Origin of the sequence: Streptomyces pacificus (assembly GCF_011766325.1) — a bacterium.
Taxonomy (GTDB): Bacteria; Actinomycetota; Actinomycetes; order Streptomycetales; family Streptomycetaceae; genus Streptomyces; species Streptomyces pacificus.
Window position 1 is genome coordinate 14,658 of the sequence record NZ_BLLG01000020.1, and the last position, 16,491, is coordinate 31,148.

Annotated in this window: 17 protein-coding genes, 1 tRNA gene and 1 riboswitch; of the genes, 10 read left to right on the forward strand and 8 right to left on the reverse strand. The window is 71.1% G+C overall.

What is annotated here, in order from left to right; genetic code table 11:
- Positions 1-48 precede the first annotated feature (48 nt).
- The 3 genes from lhgD (at position 49) to SCWH03_RS23975 (ending at position 3,600) form a co-directional block, all read left to right on the forward strand.
- Positions 49-1,266 (forward strand): L-2-hydroxyglutarate dehydrogenase, encoded by a 1,218-nt coding sequence (gene lhgD, locus SCWH03_RS23965; protein WP_173266382.1) that lies wholly within the window; start codon positions 49-51, stop codon positions 1,264-1,266.
- A gap of 47 nt (positions 1,267-1,313) precedes the next feature.
- On the forward strand, positions 1,314-2,126 hold the full coding sequence (gene trmB, locus SCWH03_RS23970) for a tRNA (guanosine(46)-N7)-methyltransferase TrmB (protein WP_173266383.1): 813 nt from the start codon (positions 1,314-1,316) through the stop codon (positions 2,124-2,126).
- Between the two features lie 148 nt (positions 2,127-2,274).
- Positions 2,275-3,600, forward strand: coding sequence for a PrsW family intramembrane metalloprotease (locus SCWH03_RS23975; RefSeq protein ID WP_173266384.1), 1,326 nt, complete (start codon positions 2,275-2,277; stop codon positions 3,598-3,600).
- Positions 3,601-3,922: 322 nt separating this feature from the next.
- Here the strand turns inward: SCWH03_RS23975 and SCWH03_RS23980 are convergent, their stop codons facing one another.
- From SCWH03_RS23980 to SCWH03_RS30105, 6 genes are all read right to left on the reverse strand, one after another.
- Positions 3,923-4,960, reverse strand: a complete 1,038-nt coding sequence (locus SCWH03_RS23980; protein WP_173266385.1) for a M23 family metallopeptidase — start codon at positions 4,958-4,960, stop codon at positions 3,923-3,925.
- Between the two features lie 11 nt (positions 4,961-4,971).
- A riboswitch (cyclic di-AMP (ydaO/yuaA leader) is annotated at positions 4,972-5,108 on the reverse strand.
- Between the two features lie 321 nt (positions 5,109-5,429).
- The gene (locus SCWH03_RS23985) at positions 5,430-6,533 is read right to left on the reverse strand and encodes a PP2C family protein-serine/threonine phosphatase (protein WP_254076979.1); all 1,104 of its coding nucleotides are present in this window, start codon (positions 6,531-6,533) and stop codon (positions 5,430-5,432) included.
- Positions 6,534-6,774: 241 nt separating this feature from the next.
- Positions 6,775-7,527, reverse strand: a complete 753-nt coding sequence (locus SCWH03_RS23990) for a MerR family transcriptional regulator (RefSeq protein ID WP_173266387.1) — start codon at positions 7,525-7,527, stop codon at positions 6,775-6,777.
- 253 nt (positions 7,528-7,780) lie between these two features.
- Positions 7,781-7,854: transfer RNA gene (locus SCWH03_RS23995), tRNA-Met, on the reverse strand.
- A gap of 462 nt (positions 7,855-8,316) precedes the next feature.
- Positions 8,317-8,517, reverse strand: a complete 201-nt coding sequence (locus SCWH03_RS24000; protein WP_173266388.1) for a DUF5988 family protein — start codon at positions 8,515-8,517, stop codon at positions 8,317-8,319.
- Positions 8,518-8,830: 313 nt separating this feature from the next.
- Positions 8,831-9,421, reverse strand: coding sequence for a hypothetical protein (locus SCWH03_RS30105; protein WP_254076980.1), 591 nt, complete (start codon positions 9,419-9,421; stop codon positions 8,831-8,833).
- A 250-nt stretch (positions 9,422-9,671) separates the two neighbouring features.
- Between SCWH03_RS30105 and SCWH03_RS24015 the strand changes: the two genes are divergently transcribed.
- Together SCWH03_RS24015 and SCWH03_RS24020 are read left to right on the forward strand one after the other, a co-directional pair.
- Positions 9,672-10,910 carry an IS701 family transposase gene (locus SCWH03_RS24015; protein WP_173266473.1) on the forward strand — a complete coding sequence of 413 codons (1,239 nt, stop codon included), beginning with the start codon at positions 9,672-9,674 and terminating at the stop codon, positions 10,908-10,910.
- Between the two features lie 166 nt (positions 10,911-11,076).
- The gene (locus tag SCWH03_RS24020) at positions 11,077-11,640 is read left to right on the forward strand and encodes an HD domain-containing protein (RefSeq protein WP_173266391.1); all 564 of its coding nucleotides are present in this window, start codon (positions 11,077-11,079) and stop codon (positions 11,638-11,640) included.
- Here the strand turns inward: SCWH03_RS24020 and SCWH03_RS24025 are convergent.
- The gene (locus SCWH03_RS24025) at positions 11,628-12,095 is read right to left on the reverse strand and encodes an NUDIX hydrolase (protein WP_173266392.1); all 468 of its coding nucleotides are present in this window, start codon (positions 12,093-12,095) and stop codon (positions 11,628-11,630) included. The genes SCWH03_RS24020 and SCWH03_RS24025 overlap by 13 nt on opposite strands.
- Complete coding sequence (locus SCWH03_RS24030) at positions 12,082-12,855, reverse strand: helix-turn-helix domain-containing protein (RefSeq protein ID WP_173266393.1); 774 nt, start codon at positions 12,853-12,855, stop codon at positions 12,082-12,084. Before SCWH03_RS24030 ends, SCWH03_RS24025 begins: the two co-directional genes overlap by 14 nt.
- Before the next feature lie 95 nt (positions 12,856-12,950).
- On the opposite strand from SCWH03_RS24030, the gene SCWH03_RS24035 reads away from it, so the two are divergent.
- The 5 genes from SCWH03_RS24035 to SCWH03_RS24055 all read left to right on the forward strand — a co-directional run bounded on the left by SCWH03_RS24035 (position 12,951) and on the right by SCWH03_RS24055 (position 16,482).
- Complete coding sequence (locus tag SCWH03_RS24035; protein ID WP_173266394.1) at positions 12,951-13,643, forward strand: HAD family hydrolase; 693 nt, start codon at positions 12,951-12,953, stop codon at positions 13,641-13,643.
- Between the two features lie 105 nt (positions 13,644-13,748).
- Positions 13,749-14,651, forward strand: a complete 903-nt coding sequence (locus tag SCWH03_RS24040; RefSeq protein ID WP_173266395.1) for a radical SAM protein — start codon at positions 13,749-13,751, stop codon at positions 14,649-14,651.
- On the forward strand, positions 14,644-15,303 hold the full coding sequence (locus tag SCWH03_RS24045; RefSeq protein ID WP_173266396.1) for a P-loop nucleotide/nucleoside kinase family protein: 660 nt from the start codon (positions 14,644-14,646) through the stop codon (positions 15,301-15,303). Before SCWH03_RS24040 ends, SCWH03_RS24045 begins: the two co-directional genes overlap by 8 nt.
- A complete protein-coding gene (locus tag SCWH03_RS24050; protein WP_173266397.1) occupies positions 15,221-15,883 on the forward strand; it encodes a class I SAM-dependent methyltransferase in 663 nt (220 codons plus the stop codon). Before SCWH03_RS24045 ends, SCWH03_RS24050 begins: the two co-directional genes overlap by 83 nt.
- An 11-nt stretch (positions 15,884-15,894) precedes the next feature.
- On the forward strand, positions 15,895-16,482 hold the full coding sequence (locus SCWH03_RS24055) for a class IV adenylate cyclase (protein WP_173266398.1): 588 nt from the start codon (positions 15,895-15,897) through the stop codon (positions 16,480-16,482).
- Positions 16,483-16,491: the final 9 nt, after the last annotated feature.

The window sequence follows — 16,491 nt, forward strand, 5'->3', positions numbered from 1 at the left end:
TCAGGGGTGGGGCGGTTTCCCGGGAGGCACCGCCGGGCTGGAAGGTGTGTGGTGAAAGCGGCCGCATTCGACTGCGACGTGCTGGTGATCGGCGGCGGGATCATCGGGCTGTCGACGGCGTACGCCCTGACGCGTGCCGCGCCCGGCACCTCCGTGGTGGTGCTGGAGAAGGAGCCCGGCCCGGCCCGGCACCAGACCGGGCGGAACAGCGGAGTGATCCACAGCGGGATCTACTACCGCCCTGGTTCGCTGAAGGCACGTTTCGCCGTGCGCGGGGCTGCGGAGACCGTGAAGTTCTGCGCCGAATACGGCATCCCCCACCAGGTCACCGGCAAGCTGATCGTCGCCACCGGGCGGGAGGAGCTGCCCCGGCTGCACGCGCTGGCCCAGCGCGGCAGGGAGAACGGCATTCCCGTCCGGGAACTGGGCCCCGCCCAGATGGCGGAGTACGAGCCGGAGGTGGCCGGCGTCGCGGCGATCAGGGTCGGCACCACCGGGGTGTGCGACTTCGCCGCCGTCGCCGCGCAGCTGGCGGAGGCCTCCGCCGCCTCGGGGACGGAGATCCGCTACCGCGAGGAGGTGCGGTCACTGGACCCCCGGCCGTGGGGTGTCGCCGTCGGTACGTCCTCGGGCCTGGTCGTCCGCGCCCGCGCCCTGGTGAACTGCGCCGGTCTGCACGGCGACCGGGTGGCCGCGCTGGCCGGCGAGCGGCCGGACGTGCGGATCGTCCCCTTCCGCGGGGAGTACTACGAACTGACGCGCCCCGAGCTGGTGCGCGGCCTGGTGTACCCGGTGCCCGATCCGGCCTTCCCGTTTCTCGGAGTCCATCTCACCCGCGGTGTCGAGGGCGGTGTCCACGTGGGCCCGAACGCCGTCCCGGCGCCGGCCCGCGAGGGCTACGCCCGGTCCACCGTCCGCCCCGGCGAGCTGGCGGCCACCCTGGCCTGGCCCGGTTTCTGGCGGATCGCCCGGCGCCACTGGCGCTACGGCGCCGGCGAGCTGCACCGGTCCCTCTCCAAGCGCGCCTTCACCGCGGCGGTGCGCCGGCTGCTGCCGGCCGTCACGCAGGAGGATCTGCGGCCGGCGGCAGCAGGGGTCCGGGCGCAGGCGGTACTCCGGGACGGCACCCTGGTGGACGATTTCATGATCATGGAGTCGTCCCGTGCGGTCCACGTCCTGAACGCGCCGTCGCCGGCGGCGACCGCCTCACTGCCGATCGGCCGGGAGGTGGCCCGGCGGGCGCTGGCCCGTCTGGGCCGCCTGTGACACGGGCCGTTCCCGGGCCGCGCCCGCCGCCGTACAATCGGGGCATTGTGTCTGAGTTCGAGAACACCACCGCCGCGAGCCCGCAGGGGGACACCGGCCGTGGCGCCGCCGCTGCCGATACCGGGCCCGAAGGTGCTCCGCGGTTTCCCGGCGGTCCGGCCGCCGATCCCGCGGGCGCCCACCACGAACGGCGGATCCGCAGCTTCCAGCCGCGCCGGAGCCGGGTGACGACCGGGCAGGCCGCCGCGCTGCGACGCCTCTGGCCGGTCTGGGGGCTGGACATCGACGGGCTGCGCACACTCGACCTGGACGCGATGTTCGGCGGGCTGCCGGTCGTCCTGGAGATCGGCTTCGGCATGGGCGAGGCGACCGCGCGGATGGCCGCGGCCGACCAGGGCACGGGCGTCCTCGCCGTGGACGTCCACACCCCCGGCCAGGGCAATCTGCTGGGGCTCGCGGAACGGGCGGGCCTGGACAACGTGCGGGTGGCCAACGGCGACGCGATCATCCTGCTCCGCGAGATGCTGCCGCCGGCCGCCCTCGACGGCATCCGGGTGTACTTCCCGGACCCCTGGCCGAAGAAGCGCCACCACAAGCGGCGACTGCTCCAGCCCGAGTTCCTCACTCTGGCGGCGGGCCGGCTGAAACCGGGCGCGCTGCTGCACTGCGCGACGGACTGGGAGCCCTACGCCGAGCAGATGCTCGAGGTGCTGACCGGCCATCCCGACTTCGAGAACACCCGGGCCGACGGCGGCTACGCGCCCCGGCCGGCCTTCCGCCCCCTGACCCGGTTCGAGGGCCAGGGCCTCGACAAGGGCCATGTCGTGCGCGATCTCCTGTTCCGGCGCCGGAGCGGATGACGCAGCAGCGGCCGCGGTTCGAGTGCCGCAGCGGACCGCGCCGAAGGCACCGCGCACCCGGACCCGCACCCGCACCCGCACCCGCACCCGCACCCGCAGGCATCATGTGCCGTCGCGCGTTGTCCCTGCCTGTCGCTAGGGTCGTGTGGTGTCCGACTGGTCCTCGCAGCCCCATCCCGCCGCCCGCCCCGCCGTCCCGGCGTGCGACGAGCGGCCGCTCTTCGACGCCGTGCCGGAGCGTGCCCGCTGGCGCTACAAGCCGCGCCGCGACTTCTGGCGCAGCGGGGCGGTCCGCGCCGGGGCACTGATCACTCTGCTGGCCCTCTCGGGGCTGATGATCCTCGCGCTGGTGCGCGAACAGACCGGGACACAGGGCTTCATGGTCGGACTCGGTCTCGCCGTGCTGCCGGTGCCGCTGCTGGCCACGGCGTTCCGCTGGCTGGACCGGGTCGAACCGAATCCCTGGCGCAACCTCGTCTTCGCCTTCGCCTGGGGTGCCTGTGCGGCCGCCCTCATCGCCATCATCGCCAACACGTTCGCGACCCGGTGGATAGCCACCGCCACGGCCGACCCGACGCAGGCCGACGCGATCGGCGCGGCCGTCGTCGCGCCCGTGGTGGAGGAGACCGCCAAGGCGGCGGCCGTGCTGCTGCTCTTCCTCTTCCGAAGACAGGACTTCACGGGCCTGGTCGACGGTGTCGTGATCGCCGGTTTCACCGCCACCGGCTTCGCGTTCACGGAGAACATCCTCTACCTCGGCAACGCCTTCGGTGAGGACCAGGAGATCGGCACCTCCGGCTTCGCCTCCGTCACGGCGGCGACGTTCTTCGTCAGGATCGTGATGTCGCCGTTCGCCCATCCGCTGTTCACCGTGCTCACGGGCATCGGCTTCGGTCTGGCGGCGACGGCGCGGCACCGGAGGGTCCGCGGGGTCGTGCTGCCGCTGCTCGGCCTGCTCCTCGCCATGGGCATGCACGCGTTGTGGAACGGGTCGACGATCCTCGGCCCGCTGGGCTTCTACGCGGTGTACGTCGCCTTCATGGTGCCCGCCTTCGGTCTGCTGACCTGGCTGGCGGTGTGGACCCGGCAGCGCGAGCTGCGCACCGTCGCGGCGGAGCTGCCCGCGTACGCCGCGGCAGGCTGGCTGGCCCCGGCCGAACCACTCGCGCTGTCCTCCATGAAGGCCCGCACGATGGCCCGGGATCTGGCGGGCCGCACCCACGGCCCGGCGGCCGCACGCGCGGTCTCCGAGTACGAGGTCTTCGCCACCTCCCTGGCCTTCCTGCGGAACCGGGCCGCGCGGGGCGCGGTCGAGCCGGACTTCGCCGCCCGGGAGCAGGAACTGCTGCATCACCTGTGGCAGCGCAGGGATGTCGCGGGCCCGGCCCTGACGTACGCCGCCCGCGCGACGGGCCGAGCCTGGCAGCCCCCGCCGCATCTGGACTACAGCGGCTTCAACCCCTACCGCGGCTGACCGCTCCCCGTCGGCGGGCGGGTGCGTCTGCCGGGCGCGTGCTCCGGGGAGCCCGGGGCCGGGACACGACACGGCCGGCGCCCCGGGGCGCCGGTGGGACGCACGGCGGGCCCCCTCCGGCGACCGGAACGCGGTGGCGCAGTACGCCGCCGAAGCGCCGCGCGGCCGGAGGCAACGGAGGCAACGGAGGCAACGGAGGGCGCCGGCAGGGCGGAAGCGCCGACGGGGCAGCGGGGACACCGGGCCCGGGCCGGAAGGGTCCGAGGGACCGGCGGCGGAGGGGCACCCGGGAGATCCGCGGGGGCCGAAGGACCGGGCAGGCTCAGACGGAGAGGCCCTTGCCACGCAGCCATGCGGCGGGGTCGACACCGTCGCCGCCGGGCGTGTGCACCTCGAGATGCAGGTGCGGTCCGGTGACATTGCCGGTGGCGCCGACCCGTCCGATGGTCTCGGAGGTGGACACCTTCTGCCCGGCGCTCACGGTCATCGACGACAGATGGCTGTACCAGACCTCGGTGCCGTCCCCGAGTTCCAGAACGATGTGGTAGCCGTACGACCCGGACCAGCCGGCCGACTTGACCGTGCCGCCGTGCACGGCCTTGACCGGGGTACCCGTCGGGGCCGCGAAGTCGAGACCGGTGTGGTAACCGGAGGACCACAGCGCCCCGGCCTGCCCGAAGGTGGAGGTGAGCGTGTACGACGAGGTCGGCAGGGAGTAGCTCGCCGCGAGCTTGGCGAGTCGCGCGGCCTCCGCCTTGCGTGCGGCCTCCGCCGCGGCCTTGCGCTCGGCCTCGGCGGCCGCTGCGGCCGCCTTCGCGGCCTCGGTCTTCTGCTGCTCCGCCTCGGCGGCGGCCTGCTCCGCAGCGGCCTGTTCGGCGGCGGCCCGCGCCTCGGCCTCCGCCTTGGCCTGCTGCTGCTCGGCCTGCTGGAGAATCCGGGCGCGCAGGGCCTCGCCCGCGTCGCCCCCCTGGGCCCCGTCGTCGGCCGAGGTGAGCGGTCCATCGGCGACGGCTCCGCCAGTCGGCTCGTCCGCCACCAAGGAGCCCACGCCGGGCAGTGATTCGGGGTCCGGGAGTTTGTCGGCGATGACGTCGGGAAGGGAGATGGAGACCGCGGGCTTGTCCTGGGCGGTGGCTATGCCGCCCGCGCCGACCGCGGCGATGACGCCGACGCCGAGGACGGTGGAACTCCGCGCGAGCGCGTTGCGCTGCTTGGCGACGCGGTGCCTGCCGCGGACGGGACGGACCGACTCCTCGGTCGGGTTCCACTCCTCCGCCGCCGCGGGGGCGGGAGCCCACTGGTCGCTGGGTACCCACTGCGCCGCGGGGGGCTCTTGGAGGGCAGGCTCGTTGGACGCCACGGAGGCGTACTCCTTTCCTTCCTTCTCGCCTACCGGGTTAGCTGACGGGTTCGGAGCAGGAAGGTCTCCTTCGGGCACCGCGAAGCACCCGATTCACCCCAAAGAGATGGTTCCCCGGTTCCCTCTCGGGATTCGGCGCATGCGCACGGTGCCGCCTCTTGCGACGGCTGGGACGACCGCGCTGCGTTATCGAACGTTAATAGAGACCCAGGCCCGATTCCAAGCCGTTCCCACTGATCGTTAGGGACATTGGCCAGAACTTAAGCGCAACAACCTGAGCGAAAAGGGCAAGTTGCCGCCCCCCATTTTCGGCCGCCATTTCTGATGGTTCGTCAAATGTTATATATGGACGACCCATTGATCACGCTCCGTGACATCACGCCGTCCGGGCAACCCACCCGCCGCCGTAGCCCCGCAGGCACCAGCGGGACCTGCCGCAGGAGGTCGGCCTCGCCGCGTGGCGCGACGGCTACCGCTCCCCGCGCCGGGTGACGGCGAGCAGCGCCATGTCATCCGTCGCCGCACCGCCCGTGTGCCGGCGCACATCGGCGACGACCAGGTCCAGCAGTTCCTCGGGCCCGGAGAAGTCACGGCCGCCCAACCGGCTGCGCGGGTCGTACATCACCCCCCGCGCGTCCCGCGCCTCGGACAGGCCGTCGGTGTAGAGCAGCAGCGTGCCGCCGGGCGGATAGGAGGTCTCGGACACCACGTCCGGCCAGGTACCCAGGCCCATACCCAGGGGCAGCGCCCGCTCGGGCGGGTTCAGCACCAGCGGCGCGCCGCCCGCCGCGAACAGCAGCGGTGGCGGATGCCCCCGGTTGACGATCCTGATCCGGTCCCCGCCCTGCGGGATCTCGGCGAGCACGGCGGTGGTGAAGCCCTCGAAACTCTCGTATCCGGCATCCCGCGTGCCCTCCCGCGCCAGGGCCTGCTCCAGCCGCCGCGCCACCCCGGTCAACGAGACCTCCATCTCGGCGGCCTCACGGAAGGCCCCCAGCACCAGGGCCACCGTCCCGACCGCGTCCAGGCCCTTCCCGCGCACGTCCCCCACGATCAGCCGCACCCCGTGCGGGGTCTCCTGCACGGCGTACAGGTCCCCCCCGATGAACGCGTCCCGCTCGGCCGCCTCGTACCGGGCGGCGACCTGCAAACCGTCGATCAGTTCGTCCGGCGTCGGCAGCACGGCCCGCTGCGCCGCCTCCGCGACCACCCGGGCCGACGCCAACCGCTCCCCGCTGCGGCGCACGATCCGGTTGAGGAAGAGGGCAAGCACGGAGACCGTGATCACGGTCAGCATCTCCGTGACGGCCGGGATCCCCGTGAGTCTGCCGCTGTGCAGGTGCATGCCGATCACTCCCGCACAGGCGGCGACGCCGACGCCCAGCGTGTAGCGCATCGAGCAGAAGGGGGCGGCGATCAGCGGCGCCGCCGTGAAAAGCGGTACGGCCGTGAAGGTGTCGGGTGTCCCCAGGTCGTAGAAGACCGCCCCCACGATCAGCACCCACGGGAGCACCATGAGAAACCGGCGGCCACCGTCCTGCCACCTGTCGCTGCCGCGTTCTCGATCCCGCACCGCTGTCTCCTGCCCGGTCTTCCAGGGCCGCGGACGGTTGCCGCGCCCCGTCCAGGCTGACACCCACCGCGCCGCCCCACGCATCACGGCCGGCCGACCGGCCCTGCCGCACGGGCGCCAGCCGGAGGCGCGCGAGTCACCAGGGGGCCCTCCTGGTGACGAGACCGCGCGGGACGCCGGCCGCCGGGCGGCCACCAGCGCTCGTCAGCGCTCGTCAGTGGCCGGTCGTCCTCCGCACGCGCTACCGGTCCGCACGGAGATGGCGCTCCGCGTAGACCTTCAGCGCGTCCCGCACGAAGGCCGCCGTGCCCTCACCATGCCTGTCGTAGCCGGCCGTGAAGCGCGGATCGGCGACGTACATCTCGCCCAGACCGATCACATACGACCTGGTGGGGGTGGCCGTCACCGAGAGCCACTCGCAGTGGCGCCGAGCGATGGCCTGGGCCTCCTCACTGTCCGGCGCCAGCCCGTCCCTCAGAGCCTGCCCGAAGTCGCGGGCGATCGCGACCTGGCGGTCCCGGAAGTCGCGCTGTTCCCGCTCGCTCAGCGAGCGGTACCAGCGGTCGCCCTCCTGGTACGCCTCCCGGCCCCAGCGCCGGGTCACCTCCTCCTCGTAACGGGTGTGGTCGAAGCCGTCGAGGACCTCGTCCGCCATCAGTTTCTCTCCTTTCTCGGTCCGGTCGAGAGTGGTCCGCACCGAGGCGATCCGCCGCCCGATGCGCTCCCGCTCCTGTTCCAGCAGCCGGAGGTGCGTACGCAGTGCGGCGGCCGTGTCCCGCTGGCCGTCCAGTACCTGCCCGATCGCGGGCAGACCGAGGCCCAGCTCCCGCAGCAGCAGAATGCGCTGGAGCCGGACCAGGGCGTCCTGGTCGTAGTAGCGGTAGCCGTTGCCGCCGACCCGGCTCGGCGGGAGGAGCCCCAGTTCCCCGTAGTGGCGAAGCGTGCGGCTCGTCGTGCCGGCTTTCCTGGCGATTTCCTGGATGGACCACTCCATGCCCGTAACGCTAAATCTTGACGTTGCGTAAAGGTCAAGGCGAGAAGGCCGAAGCCGGGCTCGCCGCTCGGGACCGCGATACACCGCGGCCGGGGGCGAGGGGCCGACGCAGGGGGCGAAGAATGCGGATGCGGCAGAGGCGACCGAGGCGCAGAGGGGCCGCAGGGGCCGACCCGACAGGCCGGGCGGAGACAGAAGACGGCCTACGCACCGAGGGCCCGGAACCATGTGATCCCGGGCCCTCGGCCTTGAGTAGCGGGGACAGGATTTGAACCTGCGACCTCTGGGTTATGAGCCCAGCGAGCTACCGAGCTGCTCCACCCCGCGTCGGTGAACACCACCTTACGCCATGCGGAGCAAGATCAACTCCATTTTCGCCCACGGATGCGCCGACCCCCGGAACGGGCACCCGGAACTCCCGGCGGAGGGGTCCCTGCGCGGTGACCGCCTTCCCCTCTACCGGGGCCGCCGACGCGGCGAAGTCCGTGCCTGTGCACGCACCGCGGGAGATCCCGGAGTCGTACCGGCACCCCGGTGGGAGGGACACCGCCGAACGCCCGCCCCTCGGCCCACCGGACGGTCACACGGCCACGGCCACACGGCCGGGCAGCCGGACCCGGACTGCGCCGGGCCCGCCCCGAGACCGGGGAACACGCCCGCGGCAGCGTCCGGCACCCCGTCCATGCGAGGTGGCGAAACCGCCACCCGGCCCGTGCCGGCCGGCCGGTCCCGTGCAGCCCCGGCCTTTCCAGCCCGCTGGCCCGCGACCACTGCGCGACCACTCCGGGGCTACTCCGCCACCTCGGTGCGCTCCCACCACTCGTAGACGGTCAGCCGCCCCTCGGGGGTGTCCTCGTGGCGGGTCGTGGCCTTGAAGTGCTCATAGCCGCCACGGTGCGGAATCTTCAGCTCCTGCCCCGGAGGGGTGATCGGCACGACCCGTCCGCGCAGGTCGTCCGGCCCGCCCTCGAGGCGTGCCTTGCTAGCCATACCTCCAGTCTTCCCCCACCTGAGAGCTCCCCGCACGCCCGGAGCCACCGAGCCGCCGTCCCGGCGCCCCGGCGCCCCGGCGCCCCGTCTGGCTGCCTCGCACGGCGAACGCCGACGGGAATCGGACGAGCGGCCGGCGGAAAGCTGCTCACTACCGGGCTCCGGACGCGCCTGCGACCAGCGGTTCGCCTCGGCACGAACCGCCTCGGCCCCGTACCGGCTCGTGTCGAAGTCCCAGCGCTGCTGGGTCGGCGGCGACCATGCGGCGGCCGGTGAGGAACTCCAGGGAGTACCTCCCATGAGAGCAATGCGCCTATCGGCGCCGCGTGGCTGCGGTGCGGGCCGCGACGAGAGCGGCGACGGCGTCGGCTGTGGCAGGAGCGCAGGGCCACCACTCGGCGGTGGCGCCGCCGTCCTCGCGGGTGTACGGGTGCCAGCGGTTGTCGGTTCCGAGGCGGATCTGGATGCCCTCGTCGTCGGCGGTGAGGCGGTTGCGCCAGGCGCGCAGCCGAAGGGGGCGGGCGGTGTCGGTCGCACCGCCCGCGTTGTCGGGGTCGGCAAGGGCGGTGCGAGCGGCGGCCATGGCGGCGGGGTCGGGGGTGAGAGGTGCGCGCGCCACGGCGACGCCGACCGTGCCGCCGTGGCGCCGGGCGCGGACCAGGCGTGCGAAGTCGGCCGGTGGCAGACCGGTGGCGAGGACGAGCCCGTGGAACCAGTCCTCGCTGACGCCCGTCGCCGCCAGGCGTACGGCATCGTCGACCGGGTCGCAGGTGAGCAGGGCGGTGACAGTTGCCCGGACGGGAAGCGCAAGCAGCTCCGCAAGGGAGGCTTTCGCACGGCCGACGACGCGGAGGAAGAGCTCACCAAGCTGCTCTGACGTGTCAACGAAGGCAACTACACGCACGACGAAGGCCAGACCCTCGTCACGTGGCTCGGCACTTGGCTGGAGCAGCTGGGGAAGACGAGGCGGCGGTGGCCTCGGCACGAGGGTGGCTAGTACTCCAGCTGTAGTTCGTGATCTTGCTGGTCGGGGCCGGTGCGGAGACGGGTGCGGCCACCGTTGATCATCGTGACTTGTGTGGAGTAACGATGAGACGGTGGCCGCAGGTCACAGCATAGATCCCGTCCGTTGGCGGGAGGCGTTCGAGGTGGCCATGGGCCGGATCGCGGGCCGGTTCACCCGGGTCGAACCCCGGCTGCGGGCCGGGCGGCTGGTACTGGGCCTGCTGTCGGACCTGCCGCGCAAGAACTGCTGGACGATCGCGGAGTGGGCCGGGGAGGCCGCCCCGCACGGCATGCAGCATCTACTGCCCCGGGCCTCCTGGGATGCCGATGGCGTCCGTGACGACGTGCGCGAATACGTCGTCGAGCACCTCCATGACGAGGCCGCGGTCCTGGTGGTCGACGAGACCGGCGACGTGAAGAAGGGCACCCACACGGTCGGGGTCCAGCGCCAGTACACCGGAACGGCCGGACGGATCGAGAACTCCCAGGCAGCGGTCTACCCGGTCTACGCCGGGATGCGCGGGCACGCGGCGGTGGACCGGGAGCTGTACATCCCGCGCTCCTGGACGAGCGACCCGGACCGCTGCCGGGCCGCCGGCCTCGGCGAGGACACCGTCTTCGCGACCAAGCCGGACCTGGCCCGCACGATGATCGAACGGTTCCTGGATGCCGGACACCACGTCGGCTGGGTCACCGGCGACGAGGTCTACGGCGGCAACCCGAAACTCCGTACGGCTGTGCAGGAACGCGGCATCGGCTACGTCCTCGCGGTGGCCTGCTCAGCCGAAGTGCCCACCGGAGCAGGCAAGTTCCGCGCGGATGCCCTGGCGGCGAAGGTGCCGAAGCGGGCCTGGCAGAAGCTCTCGGCCGGGCGCGGCGCGAAGGGGCAGCGGTTCTACGACTGGGCCGTCATCGACCTCGCCGAGCCGGCCCCGGGCCGCCACCAGCTGCTGATCCGCCGCAACCGCAGCACCGGTGAACTCGCCCACTACCGCTGTCACTCCACCACGCCGGCATCCCTGGCCACCCTGGTCAGGGTCGCAGGTTCCAGATGGCGGGTGGAGGAGACCTTCCAGAGTGAGAAGGGACTGGCCGGGCTGGATGAGCACCAGGTCCGCCGCTACCCCTCGTGGGCCCGCTGGGTCACCCTCGCGATGCCGGCCCACGCCTTCCTGGCCGTCGTCCGCGCCGACGAACACGCACACCGACCCACGCCGGACGACTTGATCCCGCTGTCCTGCAACGAGATCTGCCGCCTGTTCATCGCACTCGTCGTCCGGCCCGTCCGCGACGCGGCCCACCGCCTTGCCTGGTCCGACTGGCGCCGCCGCCACCAGGCACGATCACGCACCAGTCACTACCGGCGGCAAGCCGCATCCCAGACATGAAGATCACGATCTACAGCTGGAGTATTAGGACGCAGACGGGCAGAGGGAAGTAGAGAATTGATCTTCTGACCTGTGGTGACACGGGAGGGTTGGCGCTGGTCGGAGCCGAGACGAATCGCATCCTTGGCCAAGCTTGTGCGGGCCACTCCCCGGGCAGACAGCTCGCATGGGTGATCGCATCGAGGAATGGGCAATGCAGGTCGCGGAGGCAGAGCTCTGCAGCACGCTCCCGCGCCGGTGGGCGCACACCAAGGGAGTGGCGCAGCGGGCGGAAGAAGTTGGGCAGGTACTCGGCGAGAATGCGGCTCTGCTCGTTGCCGCCGCCACCCTTCACGACGTCGGGTACGCACCTCGACTGGCCGTAACGGGATTCCATCCGCTGGACGGAGCAAGGTTCCTACGTGACGAGCACGGAGCCGACCAGTCGTTGGCACGGCTCGTCGCGAACCACTCCTTCGCCTTGCTGGAGGCTGAGCAGCGCGGATTGCACGATGAGCTGGCGTCGGAGTTCCCCCTGCTGGACGACCTAATGCTGGTGGACGCCCTCGTGTACTGCGACATGACGACGACGCCCGACGGCGGCCGGACCACCGCGCAGGACCGGGTCGCGGAGATCGTCGGCCGCTACGGCGCGGACAGTGTGGTCGGGCGGTTCATACGGCGGGCGGCGCCGGAGATCTTCTCCTCCGTCGAGAGGATCGAGGCAGCGCTGGCGGCTCAGCCGAGGTAGGGGTAGGTGCCGGCGAGGTAGTCGCCGATCTGCTGGCGCATGCTGGGGTGGATGTCGTACTGGTCGAGGTCGGCCGGCTGGACGAAGCGGACCCCGTCGGCCTCGGCGTTGATCGTGGGTGCTCCGCCGACCGGGCGGCCGATGTAGGTGTTTTCGTACTGCTGGCGGATCTCGCCGTCGGTGTAGGCGACGATGTGGTTCGGGTTGGTGTAGACGCCGAGGAAGCCGGTGATCTCCGCGACGATGCCGGTCTCCTCCAGGCACTCGCGGACAGCACACTCAGCCGCAGTCTCCCCGATGTCCTGGGCTCCGCCGGGGAGGGCCCACTGGCCGGTGTCGCGGCGGCGTTGGAGGAGGATGGCGCCGGTCTCGTCGACGACGAGAAGGTTGCTGGCCGGAATGAGGGTGTTCGCCTTCGGGGCGGTGGGGTCGTTGTAGTACTCAGTCCTGCCCATGGTCGGCGGTCCTCTCCTGGTCAGGTGCCCATGGCCGCGCGGCGGCCCAGACGGCGTCGAAGCTCTGAGCGTAATTGTCGAACCACCCTGTACCGTCCGCCCTCTTGAGGTGGAGGAGGGGGTTGGCGCTGGCCGGTAGTCCCCAGATGTGGGGGTTGACGAGCAGGTTGTCGTCGTAGCGGAACATGGACGTGTAGAGGGTGGTGTCATGGAGCCGTACGGCGCACCCGGCCTCGCCCAGCAGGGGCCGGTAGTACGTCAGCGAGGCGCGGATCTTGGCGGCGAGGGTGTCGCCGATCCCCTCCTCGCGGCCCCGGATGGCGACTGCCTGCCCGTCCGGGTCGCCGAAGCACAGGCGCACCCGCACTCCATCGGCGGCACGTTCGGAGAGCATCTTGGCGACGTGGGGGTTGGACTGGGCGAAGAAAGTGCCGGAGAAGACGAGGACGCCGATCTCGTGCCGAGCCTCTCGCAGCAGCGCGAGCCAGACGTCCCGGGGCACGCTGGCCCTGTTCTGGTAGGTGCCGACCAGCTCGGTGCCTAACCCGTCCCGCAGCCGGCCGGGGCGCTTGGACGGCTCGGGCCAGAGGAAGGTCTCTTCCACGCGCAGGTGTCGCGCGACGCGGAAGCGGTGCCGGGCATGGGGAATGCGCCCGCCCAGCCACCGGCTCACCGTTTTGGGATCTACTTCGCAGATCTCGGCCAGCGAGTCGGGCGAGACGCCGCGTTGGCCGAGCACGGTGCGCAGTCGGTCGTTCACAGCAGATATCGAATCGGTACACCGCGTGATCACGCAAGGACGTTTTGGGACGCGGTGGCTGAAGCGCAGCCCCGCCGACTGCCTACTCTGGCGGCATGGAGCTCTTCGTCCTGTGGGACATCGACCACACTCTCATCGAGAACGCGGGGGTGAGCAAGGAGATCTACGCCGCTGCCTTCTCGGCGCTCTCGGGACGCGAGCCCACGGAGGCGGCGCGTACTGAGGGGCGTACGGATCGACTGATCATGCGCGACATGTTCGTCCGCGAAGGGCTGCCCGTACCTGCCTGGCACTTCATCGAGACCGCGCTCACCCAGGCGGGGGAAGCGCGCCTGGAGGAGCTGCGCAGGCGCGGGACTGCCCTGCCCGGTGTTCATGAGGCGCTGAAGGCCGCTTCTGCTCAGAGCGGTTGGATCTCCTCCGTCCTCACCGGCAACATCGCCGCCAACGCCCGTGTGAAGCTGTCCGCGTTCGGCCTCGAATCGCTGCTAGACCTGACAGTGGGCGCCTACGGAGCGGACGCTGAGCTTCGTCCCCATCTGGTCGCTGTCGCCCGCGAGCGCGCGCAGCGACTTCGCAGTGTTTCGGCCGACGTCACCACCGTCCTCGTGGGGGACACCCCGCTCGACGTGGAAGCGGCTCTGACCACGGGCTCCGGGATCCTCGCCGTCGCCTCCGGTATCCACACTCCGGAGGAACTGACCGCCGCCGGCGCTGCCGACGTCCTGCCCGACCTGTCGGACACGAAGCGCGTCCTCAGCATGGTGGAGTCCTTCGCAGGTCACTGAAAACGTCCCAGAACGTCCTCGGACCGTCCCTGAACGCGGTGACGAGGTCCCCGGGCAGAAGGCCACGATCGGGCTCCCAACAGGCAGCCAGCCGAAGGAGCCGATGTGATCGGGGAAGTCACCGGGATCAGGAAGATCCGAATGCTGTACCTGCAGCTGCTCTACCGCTGCAACTTCACGTGCCTGCACTGCTTCCACGGCAAGCGGCTCCAGTACGCCGACGCGTTCACCGCCGAGGAAGCCGCGAGCCTCCTCACCCTGATGCGGGACGAGTACGGCACGGAGGCCGTGACCCTGCTCGGCGGAGAGCCGTTCGCCCACCGGGATCTCGCGCAGGTCGTCCGCTACGCGAAGGAGGAGCTGGGCCAGCGCGTCGAGATCTGCACCAACGGGTACCGGATCGAGCGCCGCCTGACCGAGATCGCTCCGCACCTGGACCTGCTCAGGGTCTCGCTGGAGGGAGTCGGATCGACCAACGACGGCATCCGCAGGCACGGCAGTTACCAGAGCGCCCTGAACTCGCTCAGTCTGGCGCGGGACCTCGGCGTATCGACGGGCGCGACCATGACCGTCACCTCGCGGAACATCGACGAGGTCCTCCCTCTCGCAGGCGTCTTGGCGCAGCTCGGGGTCCGGCAACTCAAGCTCCACCACCTGCGGGTGGTCGGCAACGCCGCCGACCACCCCGAGCTGCTGGTCACCGCCCCCTCCGCCTACGGCCGGTTGCGCGAAGAGCTCGCGTCGGCCGACCTGCCCTTGGAGGTGATCGTCGACGAGGACCTCTCCGAACACGGCGCCCCGCAGGCGTGCGCGCCGTCAGACGGTCCTCGCGAGATCGACCGCATCGAGGCCGACCCACGTGGTGCGCTGACCATGTCCTGCAAGGCCGTGGGCAAGGACGCGCACGCCTTCTGGTACGAGAAGGCGGCAGGACGCATCGTCCACAAGCCCTCCTCTGCCGACGAGCTCACTCTCGCGGTGCCGGACGTGGTGTACGGCCGTGCCTGATCACCCGCGTTTCGAGAGTCTGGAGGGATTACGCGGCACGGGTAAGTCCACCCTGGCGCCGATGCTCGCCGCCGCCCGACAGGCCGTCCTCGTCGCCACCGTCCCGTCCCTCTACCAGCCGCTCAGACACGCGGTGGACGAGCGGACGAACGTCGAGGCGCGGATGTGCCTCTACCTTTCCGCTCTGTTCACCGCGGCCGAGGAGATCCAGCACCATCTCGACGCCGGCGTCCCGGTCGTCGTCGAGAGCTACTTCGCCCGGTGCCTCGCCACCCATCGGGCCCTGGGCGCCCGGCTCGGTATCACCCTGCCGAGCTGGCTGCCAAAACCCGTCACGTACCACCTCGTCTGCGACGACAACGAACGACAGCGCCGCCTCGCTAGACGGAACAAGCCGGCATCGCGATGGGACGCACTGATCGAGACCGTCACGCACCGGGTGACCGACGCCTACGCCTCGTTCCCGATGCACCGCGTCGACACCACCGGGCGCAGCCCCGACGAGGTCCTCCGCGTGATCACGGACACCGATACGCAAACGGACACCGATACGCTAGGAGCGCACTCCCATGCAGACACAGAGCCTGTGGAAGCACACCCTCACCTTCTTCCCGCAGTTCCTCGCCACGTTGCGGGAGCGCGTCGCCCATGACGCCACCGTCGCGGTTGTCGGCGCGAGCGACGGCAAGTTCGTCCTGCCCCTCGCCGCCGCCGGCTACCACGTCGTCGCCGTCGAACGCGACGCGGTCGCCCTCCACGGGGGCGACGTCCACCTCCCGGGTGACAGCCAGGCACACGCGTTGGGCCTGATCGATCGGCTGAAGCTCGAAGAACTCCACGACCGCGTACAGGTCGTGGAGGACGACTTCCTCGACGGCGAACCCCTGGGCCTGCAGTGCGAGGCGGTCTGGACGAGCTGCTCGTGGCACTACAGTGCCAACCACCACCGCCCGCTCGCCGAGTTCGTCGACCGCATGCAGCGCCTGGTCCGCCCGGGCGGTGTGTTCGGCGCGGAGTTCATGATGCCCGTCGAAAGACGCCACCACATGATCGAGCACTACACCTCTCCCGAGCGCCTTCGCCACCACTTCCTCGGCGACTGGGAGGTCCTGCTCACCCTGCGCACGACCGAGTTCACCGAGCGGCCCCACGTCGGCCAACTGCACGACCACACCCACCGCATGGGCCTGCTCATGGCAGCCCGGACGTCCACCCTCACCGACCACTTCTGAGAGAAGGACCCATGAAGCACGAGTACGAGGCGAAGTTCGTGGCCGTCGACGCCGCCGGCCTCCAGGCCAAGCTGACTGCCCTCGGCGCCGTTCAGGCGTTCCCCCCGACGCTCCTCACCCGCAAGATCTTCGAGAGCGACTCCCTGGATGGCGGGGCCTGGATTCGGCTGCGTAACGAGGGCACCCGCTCGACGCTCACGCTCAAGCAGGTCACCGACGCCACGACGATCGACGGCACCAAGGAGATCGAGACCGAGGTCACCGACCTGCACGCCATGGCCGACATCCTGCGCCGGGTCGGCCTCACCGAGGTGCGGTACCAGGAGAACTACCGCGAGGAGTGGTGCCTGGGCGAGGTCGCCTTCGACTTCGACACCTGGCCCGACCTTCCCACCTTCCTGGAGATCGAGGGACCCGACGAGGCGTCGGTGCGGCAGGCCGCCGCGCTGCTTGACCTCGACTACTCCGAGGCACGATTCGGCAGCGTCGACGAGATCTACAAGAGCGAGGCCGGCCGCGACATCCTCGCGGAACCCACCCTCCTGTTCTCCGACGCCGAGAAGCAGGAGGACGCTTCTCCTACGGCCCAGGGCCGTTGATCGCGGAGG

Excerpts from the sequence above, each read along its gene's own strand:
- SCWH03_RS23990 (WP_173266387.1), bottom strand. The coding sequence starts at position 7,527 with ATGGAGTGGTCCATCCAGGAAATCGCCAGGAAAGCCGGCACGACGAGC.
- SCWH03_RS24000 (WP_173266388.1), bottom strand. The coding sequence starts at position 8,517 with ATGGCTAGCAAGGCACGCCTCGAGGGCGGGCCGGACGACCTGCGCGGA.
- SCWH03_RS24015 (WP_173266473.1), top strand. The coding sequence starts at position 9,672 with ATGGGCCGGATCGCGGGCCGGTTCACCCGGGTCGAACCCCGGCTGCGG.
- SCWH03_RS24020 (WP_173266391.1), top strand. The coding sequence starts at position 11,077 with ATGGGTGATCGCATCGAGGAATGGGCAATGCAGGTCGCGGAGGCAGAG.
- SCWH03_RS24025 (WP_173266392.1), bottom strand. The coding sequence starts at position 12,095 with ATGGGCAGGACTGAGTACTACAACGACCCCACCGCCCCGAAGGCGAAC.
- SCWH03_RS24035 (WP_173266394.1), top strand. The coding sequence starts at position 12,951 with ATGGAGCTCTTCGTCCTGTGGGACATCGACCACACTCTCATCGAGAAC.
- SCWH03_RS24050 (WP_173266397.1), top strand. The coding sequence starts at position 15,221 with ATGCAGACACAGAGCCTGTGGAAGCACACCCTCACCTTCTTCCCGCAG.
- SCWH03_RS24055 (WP_173266398.1), top strand. The coding sequence starts at position 15,895 with ATGAAGCACGAGTACGAGGCGAAGTTCGTGGCCGTCGACGCCGCCGGC.